Below are 17,367 nucleotides of genomic sequence, written 5' to 3'. Positions count from 1 at the left end.
GCTAAAGGGGATTATAAACCACCGGCCAGGTTTTCTATACTCAGCGGGGACGGTCTGGCACCGTCCCCGCTTGCGTGTGTCCTAGCGGGAAAGGTGGCCGGGCGGCTGTCCTGCCGGGGCGGCCATTTTTTGATACTGGCGGTTAAAGCACCAGACAGAGGCCGGCAGCAGCACCGCAAAGAGGCCCGCCAGCACCAGCAGGTTGGGCAGCACCTGAGTTAAGCCAATGCCCATGAGGGCAATGTCCCGCACATCCGACACCAGATAGGTGAGGGGCAGTGCGCCGGAAATCAGCTTGGCCGGCAACGGCATGGACTGCACCGGCCAGGTAAAGCCGGAAAACAGGAAGGACGGAATGGCCACCAGCATGGCCAACTGGGTAGCTTCCAGTTCGTTGTGGCAGACAATCGAAAGAAAGATGCCCAGGGTTAAAATGGCCAGGATAAACACCCCCAGCAGCAGCAACAGCAACAGGTAATGGCCCCGGAAAGGTATCCGGAAAACCGTAAAGCACAGGCCCAGCACCACGTTGGCGCTGATTATGTTTAACAGGAAGTAGGGTATCATTTTGCCCAGCACCACATGGTGGGCCCGGTAGCCGGCGGCCAGCAGCTCTCTGAGGGCGCCGGTTTCCTTTTCCCGGGCCACCGCAATGGCCATGTAAAGCAGGATTACCTGCTGCAGGGCGGTACAGGCCAAGCCCAAAAGCAAAAAGTTGCTATAGTTGAAAGTGGGGTTATACCACACCCGCAGCCGGTACTTTAAGGGCAGGGCGGTGGCGGCCGCCTTTTCAGGCAGCAGGGCCTGGCCCGCCTCCAGCGTCTTCATGCTGGCGCCGGCCGACAGGGTGGCGACAATCTCGTTGGCCGCCGACATAACGGCATTGCTGTACAGCATGTTGCTGCCGTTTACAATCACCAGCACCTCGGAACCCTGCCCCTTTTTCAAATTGCTGTCCAGATCGCCGGGCAATACCACCGCTGCCGTAACCCGGCGGTTGTCCAGCAGCCGGCGCAGTTCCTGTTCGCTGCCGGCATAGCCCACCACATCAAATTTTTCCGAATCCTGAAAGGCCTGGATGACCAGACGGCTGGTGGCAGTCTGGTTGTAATCCAGCACCACGGTTTTAATGTGCTTAACCACATGATTGCTGTACATAAGGCCAAACAGCAGGATGTACAGGGTAGGAATGAAGCACATAATCAACAACAAACGCTTGTTGCCCCGGATGTACTGCCATTCCCGGGAGGCTATGGAAAGGATCTTAGCCATGCGCAACCCTCCCGGCTAGTCAAATTTTACCTGCACCGACATGCCCGGCCGCAATTGGGCGGTATTTACCCGGATTTTCACGTTATATGTGACAATGTCCTTTTCACCCCGGTCGTTGGTGGCCCGGGCGGTGGCAAATTCCGGCTTGCGGCTGATATCAACAATTTTGCCGGTATACTTCTTATCCGGCAGGCTGACAGGTGTTAATACAGCCTGTTGGCCCTCTTGAATCTTATCCAGCACCGATTGCTTTACTTTCACATTAACCCAGTTGTCGCTGTAATCCGTAACGGTCATCAGGGGCAGGCCGGTGGAAACCAGTTCCCCTTCTTCCACATTAAGGGAGGTAACGGTGCCGGCGCAGGGTGCTTTAATTTCGGTTTCCTTTAAGTTAATGCGCACCTGCTGCAAATCCGCTTCGGCTTTGGCCAGGGCTGCTTCAGCCCGCTGCAGGTCAGCCTGGTAAACATCCACCTGCAGGCGGGAGGCCCGGGCGTTGGCCAGGTCACCCTCGGCGGCCGCCACGCCGGCCAGGGCTGCCTGATAATCCTTGGCTGCACTGTCCATTTGCTGGTCTGAAATGGCCTGGGCTTGGTGCAGCTCCAACATCCGCCGGTAAGTTTTAGTGGCCAGCTCAGCATCCGCTTTAGCCTTGGCCAGGGCCGCCTCGGCCTTTTGCACCGCCGCCGCACTGCCGGCGGCAGCCAAACCGCTGCCCGCCGCCGCCTTGGCAATATCACCTTTGGCAGCGGCAATGCCTGCCAGGGCCTGGGCTTCTTTGGCCTTGAGATCCTCATCGTCAATTTTCGCCAGCAAATCGCCGGCTTGCACCTGTTGGCCTTCCTGCACATAAATTTTCACAATGCGGCCGGGAATTTTCGTGTTGACATCCACTTCCCGGGCCTCCACCATCCCGGTAAGTTCTTCCGAAGCAGCCGGCGGTGCGGTGCAGCCGGTCAACAGCAGCAGCACAGCCATTACCGCAACTAACCATTTGTTGGGTCGGGTCATTTTGCTTCCTCCTTGTGTTTCAGGATACCGTTCAGAGTAAAATCAATAATGTGCCGGCAGCGGGCCGCCAGCATTTCTTCCGACATCATGTCACCGGGCCAGATGGGCTGCACCACTTCCCGGCGGCTGAAATAAATCAGGCAGAGGCCGTGAATGCTTAACAGGGTTTGCCTGATGTCCAGATCCGGCCGGAATACCCCCCGGTCAATGCCGTCCTGTAAAATCTGTGCCAGGTCGGACTGCAGCAAATCCAGCAGCTGGGGCCCCACCAGGCGGCCGTAGCGGCCCTGGTGCAGGGCTTCCCAGTTAACCAGCCGCACAAATTCCTCATCCCCGGCCAGGAAGTAAAAATACCGGCGCAGGGCCCGGGTTACGTTGTCCGCCGGGTGGTCGCCGGGCAGGTAAGTTCCCTGGGCCAGGGCGGAAATTTTGCGGTAATTGTAGCGCAGCACTTCCACATACAGGTTTTCTTTACTTGTAAAGTAATGGTAAATCATGCGCTTGTTAATTTTGGCGGCGGCCGCAATTTCATCCACCCGGGCGCCGTCCAGGCCCTTGCGGGAAAAAATTTCTGCCGCTGCCAGCAAAATGCGGTTTTTGCTGTCCTCAGCCCCTTTAGCCATGTCACCCTCCTTACCGAAAAAGTAACTAACTGGTTACTTACTTGCCCTTATTGTGCGCCTGTACGGCGCGTCTGTCAAGAGGGTGCCGGCCCTGCCCGGGGTGCCGCTGTAAAATTTTTACCGTCACCGGCCGGCAGGAAAAGCCAGGTCAAACAGGAAATACTATGAGTTAGCAGGCTGCAGACGAGGTTATAAAAAAGCAGGGCGGTTTTATGCTGCCCGGCCGGCGACTTGCCGCAGCGCCGTAAATGTTGGCCGCACTCCGGAGTTAAGTAAAATTAATCTGATCCAGATGCGCTCATAATTGGCACCGGCGGCCGGACAGGCTACAATCATCCTTGGGGGGATGGTCTTGGCGTTAGCAGACAAAATAAAAAACATACCCGCCCGCCCGGGGGTTTATCTCTATAAAGATGAGGCCGGGCAGGTAATTTATGTGGGCAAAGCGGTTTCCTTAAAAAACCGGGTGCGCTCCTATTTTCAGGCAGGGGCCCGGCAGTCGCCCAAGGTGCAGGCTATGCTGCGCCGGGCGGCCGACTTGGAGTACATTGTTACCGATTCGGAAATGGAAGCCCTGATTTTAGAAAACAACCTGATAAAAGAACACCGGCCCAAATATAACGTCTTATTAAAAGATGATAAAACTTACCCCTATATTAAAGTAACCCTGCAGGAGGAATTTCCCAGGGTGCAGGTGACCCGCCGGGTTTTAAAGGACGGTGCCCGCTATTTCGGCCCTTTTACCAGCGCCGGTGCGGTGCACGAAACCCTGCGGCTGTTAAAGAAAATTTTTCCCTTGCGCAGCTGTCAGCAGCGGCAGCCGGCCGGCCGGCAGCGCCCCTGCTTGAATTACCACATCAAGCGCTGCCTGGGGCCCTGCTGTAATTTGGTGGACCGGGCCGCTTACCGGGAAACCGTTAAAGAGGTGGTGCTGTTTCTGGAAGGGCGGCAGGAGGATTTAATTAAGCGACTGCGCCGGCGCATGGAGGAAGCGGCGGACCACCTGGAGTTTGAAAAGGCGGCCGAACTGCGGGACCAGCTGCAGGCGGTGGAAAAAATCGTGGAGCGGCAGAAGGTGGTTGCCACCGACCCGGTGGACCAGGACGTCATTGCCATGGCCCGGGGGTTTGACGAGGCCTGCCTGACGGTGTTTTTCATCCGGGGCGGCAAGCTCATCGGCCGGGAAAATTATTTCCTGGAGGGCACCGATGCCCGGGAGCGGGGCGAGGTGATGGCCGCCTTTGTGCAGCAGTTTTATAACCAGACCGAGTTTGTGCCGGGCGAAATTTTGCTGTCGGAAGAAATTGCCGGGGCGGATCTGGTGGCGGCCTGGCTGAGCGAACTGCGGGGAGGCAAAGTTTACCTAAAAGTGCCGCAGCGGGGGGATAAGCACAAACTGGTGGCCATGGCTGCCCAGAACGCCCTGCTGGCCCTGGAGCAAGCGCGGCTGGAACGCCAGGCCGACCGGCAGGCGGTTGCCGATGCCCTGGGCGAACTGGCGGCGGCCCTGGGCTTGCCCCAACCTCCCCGGCGCCTGGAGTGCTACGATATCTCCAACATCCAGGGGGCGGAAACGGTGGCCTCCATGGTGGTGTTTGAGGAGGGCAAACCGGCCCGCCGGCAATACCGGCGTTTTAAAATCCGCACGGTGGAAGGGCCCAACGATTTTGCCGCCATGCAGGAGGTAATCAGCCGGCGGCTGGCCCGGTACCGGGAGGAGCAGCAACAACTGGCGGCGGGCACGCTGGCTGTCCACCAGGCCAAATTCAGCAGCCTGCCGGATCTCATCATTATTGACGGCGGCAAAGGGCAGTTGGCCGCTGCCCGCCAGGCCATGGCGGCCCAGGGCTTTGCCCACATCCCGGCCTTTGGCCTGGCCAAAGAGGAAGAGCTGCTGTTTGCCCCGGACCGGCCGGAGGCTATCCGGCTGCCCCGGGAATCCCGGGCGTTGCAACTGCTGCAGCGGCTGCGGGACGAGGCCCACCGGTTTGCCGTTACCTACCACCGGCAGTTGCGCAGCAAGCGCAATCTTAAATCCATCCTGGATGAAATAGAAGGCATCGGGCCGGTGCGCCGCCGGGAACTGTACAAGGCCTTTGCCAGCCTGGAGGCCATCAAGCAGGCCACCCTGGAAGAATTGGCCCGGGTGCCCGGCATGAACAAAAAGGCCGCCGAGGCGGTATACCTGTTTCTGCGGGAACAGGAGTAACCCCAAAACCATAACCGTTAATAAAGGAGGCTGTCCCTTGACCAAGTATAAAATGCTGGCCATCGACCTGGACGACACCTTGCTTAACAGCCGGCTGGAAATATCACAGCGCAACCAGGAATATATCCGGCGGGCCCGGCAGGCGGGGGTATATGTAACCCTGGCCACCGGGCGCATGTATTGTTCCGCCCTGCCCTATGCCCGGCAACTGGAACTCAACCTGCCCTTAATTACTTACCAGGGGGCGCTGGTAAAGGAAGCAGGCACCGGTGAAACACTGCTTCACCGGCCGGTGCCGCTGGAACTGGCCCGGGAGGTAATCCGGCTGGCCCGGTCCCGGGGCTATCACATTAATGTTTATGTTAACGATACCCTGTATGTGGCCAAACTAACGCCGGAGGCGGAAAACTACCGGCGCATTTCCGGCATCACCCCCCATCCGGTGGGCGATTTGCTGGCCTTTTTACAGGAACCGCCCACCAAGGTGCTGCTGGTGGGAGAACCGGATGCGCTGAGCCAACTGGGGCAACAAATGCAGCGGTATTTTGCCGGCCGTTTGCACGTTACCAAATCCAAGCCACACTTTTTAGAATTTTCCCATCCCGCCGCCACCAAAGGCCACGCCCTGGACACCCTGGCCCGGCGCCAGGGCCTGACACCGCAGCAAGTTATTGCCATCGGGGATGCGCCCAACGACCTGGAAATGCTGGCCTATGCCGGCCTGGGGGTGGTAATGGGCAACGCCCTGCCGGAAGTAAAGGAAAAAGCCGACTATGTTACCCTGACCAACGACCAGGACGGGGTGGCGGAGGTTATTGCCAGGTTTATCCTGGAGGATGGAACAGCCCGGGACGGAGAATATTAAGGAAGGAAACAACATTGCAAACAAGGGAACTGATGCGTGATGACAAAAATTTTGCCAAGCACAACCAAGTTGGACCCACAGGCAGCTGCCCGGTTTGTTAAAGCAGCTCATCAGTTCAAGGCCCACATCAGCCTGGAGAAAGCCGGCTACCGGGTTAACGGCAAAAGCATTATGGGTTTGCTGGAATTAACCCACCGGGCCGGCAGCGAGATCACCCTGACCGCCGAAGGGCCGGATGCCGAACAGGCCCTGCAGGTGCTGGGGGAGATGCTGGCAAAGGAACTGCAAAGCTAAAATCTTTTGCACATAGCACCAAAAGGGTGCTATTTTACTATAATGGGGTAGGCGGTGGCAACAACAGCATAACTGGCAATTCCTGCCCCTTCAGGATAAGTGTTTAGTTTGCCAATTTACCGGGTACCGTTTACAATAAAGGAGATGACGCAGCTTGTCTTAAAGGGGGTGCCGCCGTGGCCGAGCCAGGCTTACTAATTGTCACCGGTATGTCGGGAGCGGGTAAAACACAGGCCGTGCAGAGCTTGGAAGATTTGGGCTACTTTTGTGTGGATAACCTGCCGCCGGCCCTCATTCCGAAATTCGCCGAGCTGGTTTCCCAGTCCGGCGGCAAAATAGATAAGGTGGCCCTGGTGGTGGATATCCGGGGCGGGGCCTTTTTCAGCCAGGCCACCGAGGTGCTGCACGACCTCAGCCGGCAGGGCTACCGGTACGAAATACTGTTTTTGGAAGCATCCGATGAAACCCTGGTGCGGCGTTATAAAGAATCCCGGCGCCGTCACCCGCTGGATACCCAGGGCCAGGTGCTGGAAGTGATCCGGGAGGAGCGGAAACTGCTGCGGGAAATCCGGGGCCGCGCCAACAAAATCATTGATACTTCCAACCTATCCAATAACCAGTTGAAAGAACAAATTATCAGCCAGTACGGCGGGGAAAAAGAGACCGGCCGTTTGCTGATAACCGTCATGTCTTTCGGTTACAAGTACGGCCTGCCCCTGGATGCCGACCTGGTGATTGATGTGCGGTTTTTGCCCAATCCCCATTACATTCCGGAACTGCGCTGTCTTACCGGCAACGACGTACCGGTGCAGCGGCATGTGCTGGACCAGGATGTAACCAAAGAATTTATGGAAAAATTAATTGATTTTGTTACCTTTTTAATTCCCCATTATCAAAACGAGGGTAAGGCCACCTTGATGATCGCCATTGGCTGTACCGGCGGCAGGCACCGTTCGGTAACCCTGGCCAATAAACTGGGCGATGTGCTGACCGAAAAGGGCTGCCGGGTAAATGTAAGGCACCGTGATATTATGCGAGTGTAGGCAGGTGGTAAATTTGGCCTCATTATGGAAATGGCTGGCACCGGGCATGAACATCAAACGCTGGCTGCTGCTGGCCCTGGCGGGCATGTTGCTGCTGGGACTGGGGCTGGCGCTGCTGGACCGCGGTTTGGTGGGGCTGATGGGCACCGCCATGGATTGGCTGACTGACCGACTGACCGGCTTGCCTCACTGGCTGACGGGGCTTTTGCTGTCCCTGCTGGGCCTGGGTATGCTGGGGGGCGGGCTGTTAACGGCCTTTAAATCGGTGATGACGGTGATCCGGCCGGACCCCTCAGAACGGCTGGTGGAAACCATTTACCACCACCGCTCCCTCAAGCGGGGGCCCAAAGTGGTGGCCATCGGCGGCGGTACCGGCCTGTCCTGCCTGCTTAAAGGCATCAAGGAATATACCAGCAATATTACCGCCATTGTCACGGTGACGGACGACGGGGGCAGCTCCGGCCGTTTGCGGGAGGATATGGGTATCCTGCCGCCGGGGGATATTCGCAACTGTCTGGTGGCCCTGGCGGATAAAGAAAGCCTGATGGAAGAAGTGCTGCAGTACCGTTTTGACAGCGGCCAACTGGCGGGCCACAATCTGGGCAACCTGCTGCTGGCCGGTTTGCATAACGTTTCCGGCGGTTTTGACGGCGCTGTGCGGGCGCTGTCCAAGGTGCTGGCCATCCGGGGCCAGGTGCTGCCGGTAACGCTGGAGAACGTGGTGCTGGGCGCCGAACTGGCGGACCGCGCCCTGGTGTACGGAGAGTGCAATATTTCGGCCAGCCGCACTCCCATTAAAAGGGTGTTTCTGCAGCCGGCCCGGTGCCGCCCGCTGCCCGAAGCGCTGGCGGCCATCCAGGAGGCGGACCTCATCATTTTGGGCCCCGGCAGCCTTTACACCAGTGTAATTCCCAACCTGCTGGTGCAGGGCATGGCGGAAGCCATTAGCAACTCGCCGGCCCCCAAACTGTATATCTGCAACATCATGACCCAGCCGGGCGAAACCCAGGGCTATACCGCCGCTGACCATGTGCAGGCCATTTTCGACCATGTGGGGCCGCTGGTTGATCTGGTTTTGGTCAACTGCGAGCCAATCCCGGGGCGCCTGCTGAAAAAATACCGGGATAAGGGGGCGGCCCCGGTTAAAGTGGACAGTGCCGCCCTGGCTAAACTGGGCGTACAAATCAGATACAAATACCTGGTGCAGCACAGCAACCTGGTGCGGCACCAGCCGGAAAAACTGGCCCGGGCGGTGATGGAAATATATTACGGTTCGAAAACCGCCCTTTTGGAGCGGGCGCCGGTGAAAATCTACCGGCCGGCCCGGCAGCGCTGACCGGCTCTTACCGGCAGCGTTTTTCAGCTGCCTGGCCGGGGCTTTGCACCGGCCCGTTGCCATGGCCTGCGTGAATATTCTTTTGGAGGTGGCCCGAGTGTCGGCAGTAAAAAAAATCTTTCTGGTCAGCCTGGCCGTTGCAGCCCTACTTGCTACCGGCGCAGGCATGTGGTACCGGTATCAGAAGCAAGCCATCCCCTCGGATGCCCGTTACCCCCAGTTACAGGGCATCCCTATTTTAATGTACCATAAAGTAAACCCTGACCCCCGCACCGGCGGCCTGGGGCTGCGGGTGCCGCCGGATAAATTTGAGTGGCAGATGAGGTACCTGTCTAAGAACGGTTATCAAACTGTTTCTTTGGAAGACGTGATAGATCACTTTGAAAAGGGGAAGCACCTGCCGGACAAGCCGGTTGTCATTACCTTTGACGACGGCTATAAAGACAACTATCAGTTTGCTTATCCCATAATGAAGCAATACGGCTTTACCGGCACAGTCTTTGTGGTTTCCAAAGCCATCGGCAACACCAACTTTTTTGACGTGGAAAAGAAACTGCAGCCGGCAAACAAAATGATGGATTGGCACGAAATCCGGGAACTTGCTGAAGCGGGCTTTACCATCGGGGCCCATACGGTGGATCACCCCCACCTGGCGGAAGTGCCGCCGGAGGTAGCCCGCCACCAGATTGAAGAATCCAAGCGCGCCCTGGAACACGGCCTGCAAAAACCGGTAACGGTGTTTGCCTACCCCTACGGCAGCTACAACGACACCGTGTCAGAGCTGGTTAAACAGGCCGGCTACCGGGCAGCCGTCACCACCCGGCTGGGCCTGGCCAAAGCCGGGGACAACCCCTTCCAGCTCCGCCGCATCCGGGTTACCGGCCACTACAGCAACGAGAAATTTATTGAGGAGCTGCATAAGTATTAAGGGGCTGATTGGCCGGCCAATCCTGCCGGGGGTTTATGAACCCCTTTAGCTCCTGCGCCCTTCAAGTGCTGTTGCCGGTGCTGCAACATGTCGCCGGCAGGGGATTATAAAACCACCGCCTTGCCAAGATTGTTAACACAGCTGACCACCCGGTCAGCTTTTTTTTGCCTGCTACACCGGGCACAAAAATTGCAAGAAGGCCATATTGTGCCAATTTTCTGTGGTATAATATGATCAAAGGGAGGGGTTGTCGTGTCCTTCTCGGCAGTTACCAAGAACGAACTGGCCCGGGTGGTGGGCAGCAAAGATTGCTGCCGGCTGGCAGAGCTGGCTGCCTTAATTAAAATGGACGGCAGTGTGCAGATCAGCGGCCAGAAGAAGCTGTCGCTGAACATCGTGACAGAAAATGCCGCCGTTGCCCGGAAAATATTTAAATTGCTGAAAAACCTGTTTGGCTTGTCCACCGAGATTTTGGTACGGCGCAAGGTCAGGTTGCGCAAAAACAATGTTTATTTGGTGCGGATTCCTTCTCAGCCGGGCATCGAGGAAATTTTTAAAGCCCTGGGGATCGGCGCATCAGGCGCAGCCATTGCCGCAGAAGGCATCAACCGGGAGTTAATTGCCCGGGAGTGCTGCCGCAAAGCCTACCTGAGGGGGGCTTTTTTAGGCGGCGGCTCGGTAAATAACCCCGAAGGCACCTACCATTTGGAGATTATTACGGACAGCCAGCAACACGCCCTGGAGCTGGCCCGGCTGATGCAGAGCTTTCACCTGCCGGCCCGGGTTAGCCCCCGCAAAAACTGGTATGTTGTTTATCTCAAGGGCAGTGAACAAATTATTGCCTGTCTTAACTACATGGGGGCCCATGGGGCCCTGTTGGATTTTGAAAACGCCCGCATTTATAAAGATATGAGAAACCAGGTTAACCGCCTGGTTAACTGCGAAACCGCCAACTTAAACAAAACGGTCAACGCGGCGGTGCGGCAGCTGGAAAATATTAAATACCTGGCTGATACGGTGGGACTGGCTAAATTGCCCAAGCCGCTGCGGGAGGCAGCGGAATTAAGGCTGCAGTACCCGGATGCCAGCCTGAAGGAGCTGGGGGAATTGTGGGAGCCGCCCCTGGGCAAATCAGGCGTTAACCACCGCTTGCGCAAGCTGGAGCGTTTGGCGGAAAGTGTGCGGGCCAAGCGGGCTGTTGATGAGTTTTTCAAATAAACATTAATAACGGGAGGTGATGGATCTTGCGAATGGACTTTGGCCTGAATTTGGAACAAACGCAAAAATTAATTATGACGCCGGAGCTTCGCCAGGCCATCACTGTACTGCAGATGTCTGCCCTGGAACTGACCGAATATGTGGAACAGCAGGTGCTGGAAAATCCCCTGTTAGAACTGCGGGACCATGACGGCGAACGGGCGGAGGAAGCCGAAGCAGCCCGGGAAACCGAACCGCCGGCAGCCGACAGGAAAGAATTCGACCCGGATTGGGTGGAGTATTTTGCCGACAGCAGCGACCTGGGTTTTTGCCTGCCGCGGGGGCAGCGGGAGGTCAGCGAACAGCCTGCCTATGAGCAGTTTGTCAGTCAGGCGCCCACCCTGGCAGACCATCTTCATATGCAGCTTAGCCTAAGCCGGGCCGATGAGGAACTAAAAAGCATTGTCCGCTACCTGATCGGCAACCTTGATGCCCGGGGCTACCTGAGCATTGACCTGGCGGAAGCCGCTGCCCGGCTGCGGCAGCCTTTGGCCAGGCTGCAGCAGGCCCTGGCGGTGCTGCAGGGTTTTGAGCCGCCGGGTGTGGGGGCCCGCAACTTGCAGGAGTGTTTAACCCTGCAGCTGGATGTGCTGCAGGAAAACAATCCGGTGGTGCGGCAGCTGGTGGCCGATCACCTGGAAGACCTGGCCGCCGGCCGGCTGGCTAAAATTGCCGCCCGGCTGGAGGTATCCCCCCAGGAGGTGCAGCGGGCGGCGGATATTTTAAGAAAACTGGAGCCCAAACCCGGCCGCAATTTCAGCCAACATGACGAAATCCGGTATATTGTGCCGGATGTGGTGGTGGAAAAGGTGGCCGGCCAGTATATTATTTTAGTAAATGATGCAGCGGTTCCCCGCTTGACCATTAACCAGACCTACCGCACCGTGCTGGCTGAAAATAGTGCCGCCGATCAGAATACAAAACAGTTTGTGGAGGAAAAATTAAATGCAGCGGCCTGGCTGATTCGCAGTATCGAACAGCGCCGGCTGACCCTGTACAAAGTGGCCAATTGTCTGGTGGAGCTGCAGCGGGATTTTTTGGAGCACGGTGTGAAATACCTGAAGCCCCTCAATTTAAAAAAAGTGGCTGAACTGGTGGGGGTACACGAATCCACCGTCAGCCGGGCCACCTCCAACAAGTACATGCAGACCCCGCAGGGTGTTTTTGAAATGAAATATTTCTTCTCCAGCGGGCTCAGCGATGCCAGCGGTGCCCAGGTGTCCGCCGAGAGCCTGAAGAAAATACTGCGGGAAATTATTCAGCAGGAAGATCCCGCCAATCCCCTGAGCGACCAGAAAATTGCCGAACTGTTCGGACAAAGGGGCATTAACATATCCCGCCGTACGGTTACCAAATACCGTGACGAACTGGGCATTCCTGCCACCGCCAGAAGAAAAAGATATTAAAAATATCCTTTTTCTAATAATGTTTGTCGACACTCTGGAAAAAGATATTAAAAATATCTTTTTCAGCAGGGATATGGCAATTAACGTGGAAATATTTTAGCTAATAAGACATACAATTTAATAGGGGCTGCTGCATTGTGACATACTTAAAATCCGAAGGAGTGGGTAATTAAATGGCACCAATTAAAGTGGGGATTAACGGTTTTGGTCGGATTGGGCGGAACGTTTTGCGCTGCGCCATTGAGCGGGGGGAATTCGAGGTTGCCCTGGTCAACCATAAATCCCGCCGCTTGGATTTTAAAGCCATCAACGATTTAACCTATGCGCAGACTCTGGCGCACCTGTTAAAGTATGATTCGGTACACGGCATTCTCAATGCAGACATTACTGCCACCGAGGACACCATCATTATTAACGGCAAAGAAATCAAGGTTTATGCCGAGGCCGATCCGGCCAACCTGCCCTGGCGTGAACTGGGCGTGGACATTGTTATTGAATCCACCGGCCGCTTCACCAAGGGGCCGGACGCTGCCAAGCACCTGCAGGCCGGCGCCAAAAAGGTGATCATTACCGCACCCGGCAAAGAAGTGGACGGCACCTTTGTTATAGGCGTCAACCACCACACCTACGACCCGGCCCGGCACCACATCATTTCCAATGCTTCCTGCACCACCAACTGCCTGGCGCCGGTGGCTAAAGTGCTGCATAATAAATTCGGCATTGTTAAAGGCTTGATGACCACCGTACACTCTTATACCAACGACCAGCAGATTCTCGATCTGCCGCACAAGGATTTGCGCCGGGCCCGGGCGGCAGGCATGTCGATCATTCCTACCACCACCGGCGCGGCCAAAGCAGTGGCCCTGGTGCTGCCTGAACTAAAGGGCAAACTGAACGGTTTTGCCATGCGGGTACCCACCCCCAATGTATCGGTGGTGGACCTGGTGGTGGAACTGCAAAAACCTGTTGATGCCGAGGAGATTAACGCCACCTTAAAGGCGGCCGCCGAGGGCGAGCTGAAAGGCATCCTGGATTTCAACCCGCTGCCGCTGGTATCTAAAGACTTCAACGGCAACCCCCATTCCTCTATTGTAGACGGCCTGTCCACCATGGTTATTGAAGGCAACATGGCCAAAGTGGTGGCCTGGTACGACAATGAATGGGGCTATTCCAACCGGGTGCTTGATTTGGCGCTGCTGGTGGCTGAAAAGGGGCTGTAAAACATGCGCAAGAAAACGGTTAAGGATATTGCGGTGCAAGGTAAGCGGGTGCTGGTGCGGGTGGACTTCAACGTACCCCTGGCGGGTCAGGCCATTACCGATGATACCCGCATCCGCAAGGCGCTGCCCACCATCCGATACCTCATTGAGCAGGGGGCCAGGGTCATCCTGGCCTCCCACCTGGGCCGCCCCAAGGGCGAAGTGGTGGAAAAATACCGCTTAACCCCGGTGGCCCGGCGGTTGTCTGAACTGCTGGGGCGGCCGGTGAACAAGGTTGACGATTCGGTGGGCGAAGCAGTGAAACAGGCGGTGGCCGCCCTGCAAGACGGGGATGTGCTGCTGCTGGAAAACGTCCGCTTCCAGCCCGGAGAAACCAAAAACGATGCCAACTACGCCCGGCAACTGGCAGAACTGGCGGATATTTTTGTCAACGATGCCTTTGGGGCGGCCCACCGGGCCCATGCCTCCACGGCGGGTGTGGCCGCCTACCTGCCGGCGGTGGCGGGATTGCTGATGGAACAAGAACTGCTGAACCTGGGCCAGGCGGTCAACAACCCTGCCCGGCCCTTTGTGGCCGTTATCGGCGGCGCCAAAGTATCGGATAAAATCGGCGTCATAGAAAACCTGTTAAATAAAGTAGATACCTTAATTATCGGCGGCGGCATGGCCAACACCTTTTTGCGGGCCCAGGGCTGCCCAACCGGCAACTCCCTGGTGGAGGAGGATAAAGTAGAGGTGGCCGGGGAACTGATGGAGCGGGCCCGTAACCGCCGGGTATCACTGCTGCTGCCCGGCGACGTGGTGGTGGCGGAGGCTTTGGCAGCCACAGCGCCGCACCGGGTGGTGCCGGCCGGCGAAGTGCCGGCGGGCTGGCTGATCCTGGACATCGGGCCGGCCAGCGCGGCACAGTTTGCGGCGGTAATTAAGCAGGCAGCCACCGTTGTGTGGAACGGCCCCATGGGCGTGTTTGAAATGGAACCCTTTGCCAAGGGCACCGAAGCGGTGGCCCGGGCCTTAGCCGACTCCCCTGCCCTGACGGTGATCGGCGGCGGCGATTCGGTGGCGGCGGTTAACAAGGTGGGCGTGGCGGACAAGATCAGCCATATCTCCACCGGCGGCGGCGCCTCCCTGGAGTTTTTGGAGGGCAAAGAATTGCCCGGCGTGGCTGTGCTGCAGGATAAATAGAGAGAACCTTTTCAGAGATTTGTTAACAGAAAGAAGTGAGAAGAAACAGCTTCTCGCTCAGACTGTGGACAAAGGAAAGTCAAAGTGGTTTTATGATCCCCTGCCGGCGACTTGTCGAAGCACCGGTTACAGCACTTGATGAGCGAAGGAGCCATTGGGGTGGCGCCCACAGGACGTGGGCGCCAGCCGAACCGGGCCAGGAGGGCCCGTTTGAGGCGACCCCAAGGGCGACCGGAGCGAATCACAGTGCTGTCGGTGCGTAGACCGGAGCCAAAGGGGATCATAAACCACAGTAAATGTTTGTCCACAGCCTGCTGAGAAGAAACAGCTTCTCACTTCTCCTGCGTAAGGGGGTAGCGTGATGCGGCAGAAGATTATTGCCGGCAACTGGAAGATGCATAAAAGCCGGGCAGATGCGGTAAGCTTTGTGCAGGAACTAAAGAACAACCTGGGTGATACCAGGGTTGACGTAGTCATCTGCCCGCCCTTTACCGCCCTGGCGGCGGTGGCGGAAGTCCTGGCGGGCAGCAAATTGGCCCTGGGGGCGCAAAACATGCACTGGGCCGACCAGGGGGCGTATACCGGCGAAATATCTCCCCTGATGCTGCAAGACTGCGGCTGCCGGTACGTCATCCTGGGCCATTCCGAGCGGCGCCAATACTTTGGCGAAACCGACGGGCAGGTGAACCAAAAGGTGAAGGCGGCTTTGGCCCACGGCCTGCTGCCCGTGGTTTGCGTGGGTGAAACCCTGGCCCAGCGGCAGGGCGGCTTGACAGAAACGGTGGTGGGCAGCCAGACTGCCGCGGCCCTGGCGGGCCTGACCCCGGAACAGGTGGCGGGGCTGGTGATTGCCTATGAGCCGGTGTGGGCCATCGGCACCGGGCAAACCGCTTCGGAGCAAGATGCCCAGCAGGTTAATCAATACATCCGGGCCCTGCTTGCCGAGCAGTACGGCCAGGCGGCCGCCGCAGCGGTGCGCATCCTGTACGGCGGCAGCGTTAAGCCGGCTAATGCCGCCAGCCTGCTGGCCCAGCCGGATATTGACGGCGCCCTGGTGGGCGGCGCCAGCCTTAAGGCAGCAGATTTCCTGGGCATTATACAAGCCGTGGGGGACGGTTTTTAACTTGAATTAGGAGGTACAACCATTGAGTCAGGCCAAACACCCCCTGGCCTTAATCATTTTGGACGGCTGGGGGTTATGTGAGGATAACCGGGGCAACGCCGTTGCCCGGGCGGCCACCCCCAACATAAAACAATACCTGGCGCAGTACCCCTTTACCACCCTGGAGTGCTCCGGTCTGGCGGTGGGTCTGCCGCCGGGTCAGATGGGCAACTCAGAAGTGGGGCACCTGAACATAGGGGCAGGACGGGTGGTCTACCAGGAACTGACCCGCATCAGCAAAGCCATTCAGGAGGGCGAGTTTTTTGCCAACCCGGTGCTGGTGCAAGCGGTGCAACAGGCCAAAGCCAACGGGAGCGCCCTGCACATCATGGGGCTTTTGTCGGACGGCGGGGTGCACAGCCATATCAAACACCTTTTTGCCACCCTGCAGCTGGCAGCCCGGCAGGGGCTGGAGCGGGTTTACCTGCACACCTTTCTGGACGGCCGGGATGTGCCGCCTGCCAGCGCCAAGAACTACATGCGGGCCCTGCTGGCCAAAACCAAAGAACTGGGCGTGGGACAAGTAGCCACCGTCAGCGGGCGCTACTATGCCATGGACCGGGATCACCGCTGGGAACGCACCGCCCGGGCCTACCGGGCCATGGTTTATGCCGAAGGGCTGCGGGCCAACTCGCCGGTGGAAGCCATCGACGTAGCTTATGAACGGGGAGAAACAGACGAATTTGTGCAGCCCACCGTCATCACAGACGACCACAAACAACCGGTGGCTCAAATCAAAGAAGGCGATGCGGTCATCTTCATCAACTTCCGGCCGGACCGGGCCAGGCAAATCACCCGGGCCCTGACAGACGAAGACTTCAGCGGCTTTGAGCGGGGAGCAGGCCGGCCCCGGGTGCACTTTGTCTGCCTGACCCTGTACGACAAAACCATAGCGGCGCCGGTGGCCTTTCCGCCCCAGCAACCGGTCAACACCCTGGGCGAATGGCTGAGCAAACAGGGCCTGAAACAACTGCGGCTGGCCGAAACCGAAAAATACGCCCATGTCACCTTCTTCTTCAACGGCGGCGTGGAAGCGCCTAACCCCAACGAAGAAAGAATCCTGATACCGTCGCCCAAAGTGGCCACCTACGACCGGCAGCCGGCCATGGCCGCCCCGGAAATAACCGAAGCCTTTTTAAACAGCCTGGCACAAGAAAAATATGACGTCATCATTACCAACTTTGCCAACCCGGACATGGTGGGGCATACGGGCGACCTGGCGGCAGCCATAGCCGCCATTGAAACCGTAGACCGCTGCCTGGGGCAAATAGTACCGGCGGTACTGGCCAAACAAGGCATCGTCATCATCACCGCCGACCACGGCAACGCAGAAAAAATGCAGGACGAACAGGGGGGGCCTTATACCGCCCACACCACCAACCGGGTGCCCTTCATCCTGGTGAGCCAGGCCCACCAAAAGGCCCGGCTGCGGCCGGACGGCAGCCTGCCGGACATTGCCCCCACCGTACTGGAGCTTCTGGGCCTGCCCCAACCGCCGGAAATGACCGGCAAAAGCCTGCTGGCCGAGCCGCAATAACACAACCCAAACAAGGGAG

The 17,367-nt window shown here is 57.8% G+C and carries 17 protein-coding genes; 12 read left to right on the top strand and 5 right to left on the bottom strand.

Annotated elements, in window-relative coordinates:
• Positions 1-81: 81 nt before the first annotated feature.
• From DESHY_RS03675 to DESHY_RS13985, 4 genes are all read right to left on the bottom strand, one after another.
• Positions 82-1,272 carry an ABC transporter permease gene (locus DESHY_RS03675; RefSeq protein ID WP_008410509.1) on the bottom strand — a complete coding sequence of 397 codons (1,191 nt, stop codon included), beginning with the start codon at positions 1,270-1,272 and terminating at the stop codon, positions 82-84.
• 15 nt (positions 1,273-1,287) lie between these two features.
• Positions 1,288-2,283, bottom strand: a complete 996-nt coding sequence (locus tag DESHY_RS03670; RefSeq protein WP_008410508.1) for an HlyD family secretion protein — start codon at positions 2,281-2,283, stop codon at positions 1,288-1,290.
• On the bottom strand, positions 2,280-2,906 hold the full coding sequence (locus DESHY_RS03665) for a TetR/AcrR family transcriptional regulator (protein ID WP_008410507.1): 627 nt from the start codon (positions 2,904-2,906) through the stop codon (positions 2,280-2,282). Before DESHY_RS03665 ends, DESHY_RS03670 begins: the two co-directional genes overlap by 4 nt.
• A 210-nt stretch (positions 2,907-3,116) precedes the next feature.
• Complete coding sequence (locus DESHY_RS13985; RefSeq protein WP_160162477.1) at positions 3,117-3,287, bottom strand: hypothetical protein; 171 nt, start codon at positions 3,285-3,287, stop codon at positions 3,117-3,119.
• Here DESHY_RS13985 and uvrC point away from each other — a divergent pair.
• The 10 genes from uvrC (at position 3,259) to DESHY_RS03615 (ending at position 14,649) form a co-directional block, all read left to right on the top strand.
• Positions 3,259-5,115, top strand: coding sequence for an excinuclease ABC subunit UvrC (gene uvrC / locus DESHY_RS03660; RefSeq protein ID WP_008410506.1), 1,857 nt, complete (start codon positions 3,259-3,261; stop codon positions 5,113-5,115). The genes DESHY_RS13985 and uvrC overlap by 29 nt on opposite strands.
• A gap of 37 nt (positions 5,116-5,152) precedes the next feature.
• A complete protein-coding gene (locus tag DESHY_RS03655) occupies positions 5,153-5,980 on the top strand; it encodes a Cof-type HAD-IIB family hydrolase (RefSeq protein WP_008410505.1) in 828 nt (275 codons plus the stop codon).
• Between the two features lie 39 nt (positions 5,981-6,019).
• Complete coding sequence (locus tag DESHY_RS03650; RefSeq protein WP_008410504.1) at positions 6,020-6,274, top strand: HPr family phosphocarrier protein; 255 nt, start codon at positions 6,020-6,022, stop codon at positions 6,272-6,274.
• 176 nt (positions 6,275-6,450) lie between these two features.
• Entirely contained in the window at positions 6,451-7,317 is an 867-nt protein-coding gene (gene rapZ / locus DESHY_RS03645) for an RNase adapter RapZ (RefSeq protein ID WP_008410503.1), read from the top strand.
• 13 nt (positions 7,318-7,330) lie between these two features.
• On the top strand, positions 7,331-8,653 hold the full coding sequence (locus tag DESHY_RS03640) for a gluconeogenesis factor YvcK family protein (protein WP_048817834.1): 1,323 nt from the start codon (positions 7,331-7,333) through the stop codon (positions 8,651-8,653).
• Positions 8,654-8,819: 166 nt separating this feature from the next.
• On the top strand, positions 8,820-9,581 hold the full coding sequence (locus DESHY_RS03635; protein ID WP_420795108.1) for a polysaccharide deacetylase family protein: 762 nt from the start codon (positions 8,820-8,822) through the stop codon (positions 9,579-9,581).
• Positions 9,582-9,833: 252 nt separating this feature from the next.
• On the top strand, positions 9,834-10,799 hold the full coding sequence (gene whiA, locus DESHY_RS03630; protein WP_008410500.1) for a DNA-binding protein WhiA: 966 nt from the start codon (positions 9,834-9,836) through the stop codon (positions 10,797-10,799).
• 26 nt (positions 10,800-10,825) lie between these two features.
• Positions 10,826-12,244, top strand: coding sequence for an RNA polymerase factor sigma-54 (gene rpoN, locus DESHY_RS03625; protein ID WP_008410499.1), 1,419 nt, complete (start codon positions 10,826-10,828; stop codon positions 12,242-12,244).
• A gap of 173 nt (positions 12,245-12,417) precedes the next feature.
• A complete protein-coding gene (gene gap / locus DESHY_RS03620; protein ID WP_008410498.1) occupies positions 12,418-13,464 on the top strand; it encodes a type I glyceraldehyde-3-phosphate dehydrogenase in 1,047 nt (348 codons plus the stop codon).
• Positions 13,465-13,467: 3 nt separating this feature from the next.
• Positions 13,468-14,649 (top strand): phosphoglycerate kinase, encoded by a 1,182-nt coding sequence (locus tag DESHY_RS03615; protein ID WP_008410497.1) that lies wholly within the window; start codon positions 13,468-13,470, stop codon positions 14,647-14,649.
• A gap of 11 nt (positions 14,650-14,660) precedes the next feature.
• Here the strand turns inward: DESHY_RS03615 and DESHY_RS14080 are convergent, their stop codons facing one another.
• Entirely contained in the window at positions 14,661-14,957 is a 297-nt protein-coding gene (locus DESHY_RS14080; RefSeq protein ID WP_162470930.1) for a hypothetical protein, read from the bottom strand.
• 53 nt (positions 14,958-15,010) lie between these two features.
• Between DESHY_RS14080 and tpiA the strand changes: the two genes are divergently transcribed.
• Both tpiA and gpmI read left to right on the top strand, forming a co-directional pair.
• Positions 15,011-15,772, top strand: a complete 762-nt coding sequence (tpiA, locus tag DESHY_RS03610) for a triose-phosphate isomerase (protein ID WP_008410495.1) — start codon at positions 15,011-15,013, stop codon at positions 15,770-15,772.
• 22 nt (positions 15,773-15,794) lie between these two features.
• Complete coding sequence (gpmI, locus tag DESHY_RS03605) at positions 15,795-17,348, top strand: 2,3-bisphosphoglycerate-independent phosphoglycerate mutase (RefSeq protein WP_008410493.1); 1,554 nt, start codon at positions 15,795-15,797, stop codon at positions 17,346-17,348.
• Positions 17,349-17,367: the final 19 nt, after the last annotated feature.

Origin of the sequence: Desulforamulus hydrothermalis Lam5 = DSM 18033, from assembly GCF_000315365.1 — a bacterium.
GTDB lineage: Bacteria > Bacillota > Desulfotomaculia > Desulfotomaculales > Desulfotomaculaceae > Desulfotomaculum > Desulfotomaculum hydrothermale.
The sequence above is the reverse complement of the archived record's forward strand: the minus strand, read 5'-3'. Positions and strand labels throughout refer to the sequence as shown.

Excerpts from the sequence above, each read along its gene's own strand:
- DESHY_RS03670 (WP_008410508.1), bottom strand. The coding sequence starts at position 2,283 with ATGACCCGACCCAACAAATGGTTAGTTGCGGTAATGGCTGTGCTGCTG.
- gap (WP_008410498.1), top strand. The coding sequence starts at position 12,418 with ATGGCACCAATTAAAGTGGGGATTAACGGTTTTGGTCGGATTGGGCGG.
- DESHY_RS03675 (WP_008410509.1), bottom strand. The coding sequence starts at position 1,272 with ATGGCTAAGATCCTTTCCATAGCCTCCCGGGAATGGCAGTACATCCGG.
- tpiA (WP_008410495.1), top strand. The coding sequence starts at position 15,011 with ATGCGGCAGAAGATTATTGCCGGCAACTGGAAGATGCATAAAAGCCGG.
- DESHY_RS03665 (WP_008410507.1), bottom strand. The coding sequence starts at position 2,906 with ATGGCTAAAGGGGCTGAGGACAGCAAAAACCGCATTTTGCTGGCAGCG.
- DESHY_RS03635 (WP_420795108.1), top strand. The coding sequence starts at position 8,820 with ATGTGGTACCGGTATCAGAAGCAAGCCATCCCCTCGGATGCCCGTTAC.
- DESHY_RS13985 (WP_160162477.1), bottom strand. The coding sequence starts at position 3,287 with ATGTTTTTTATTTTGTCTGCTAACGCCAAGACCATCCCCCCAAGGATG.
- DESHY_RS03615 (WP_008410497.1), top strand. The coding sequence starts at position 13,468 with ATGCGCAAGAAAACGGTTAAGGATATTGCGGTGCAAGGTAAGCGGGTG.
- DESHY_RS03650 (WP_008410504.1), top strand. The coding sequence starts at position 6,020 with ATGACAAAAATTTTGCCAAGCACAACCAAGTTGGACCCACAGGCAGCT.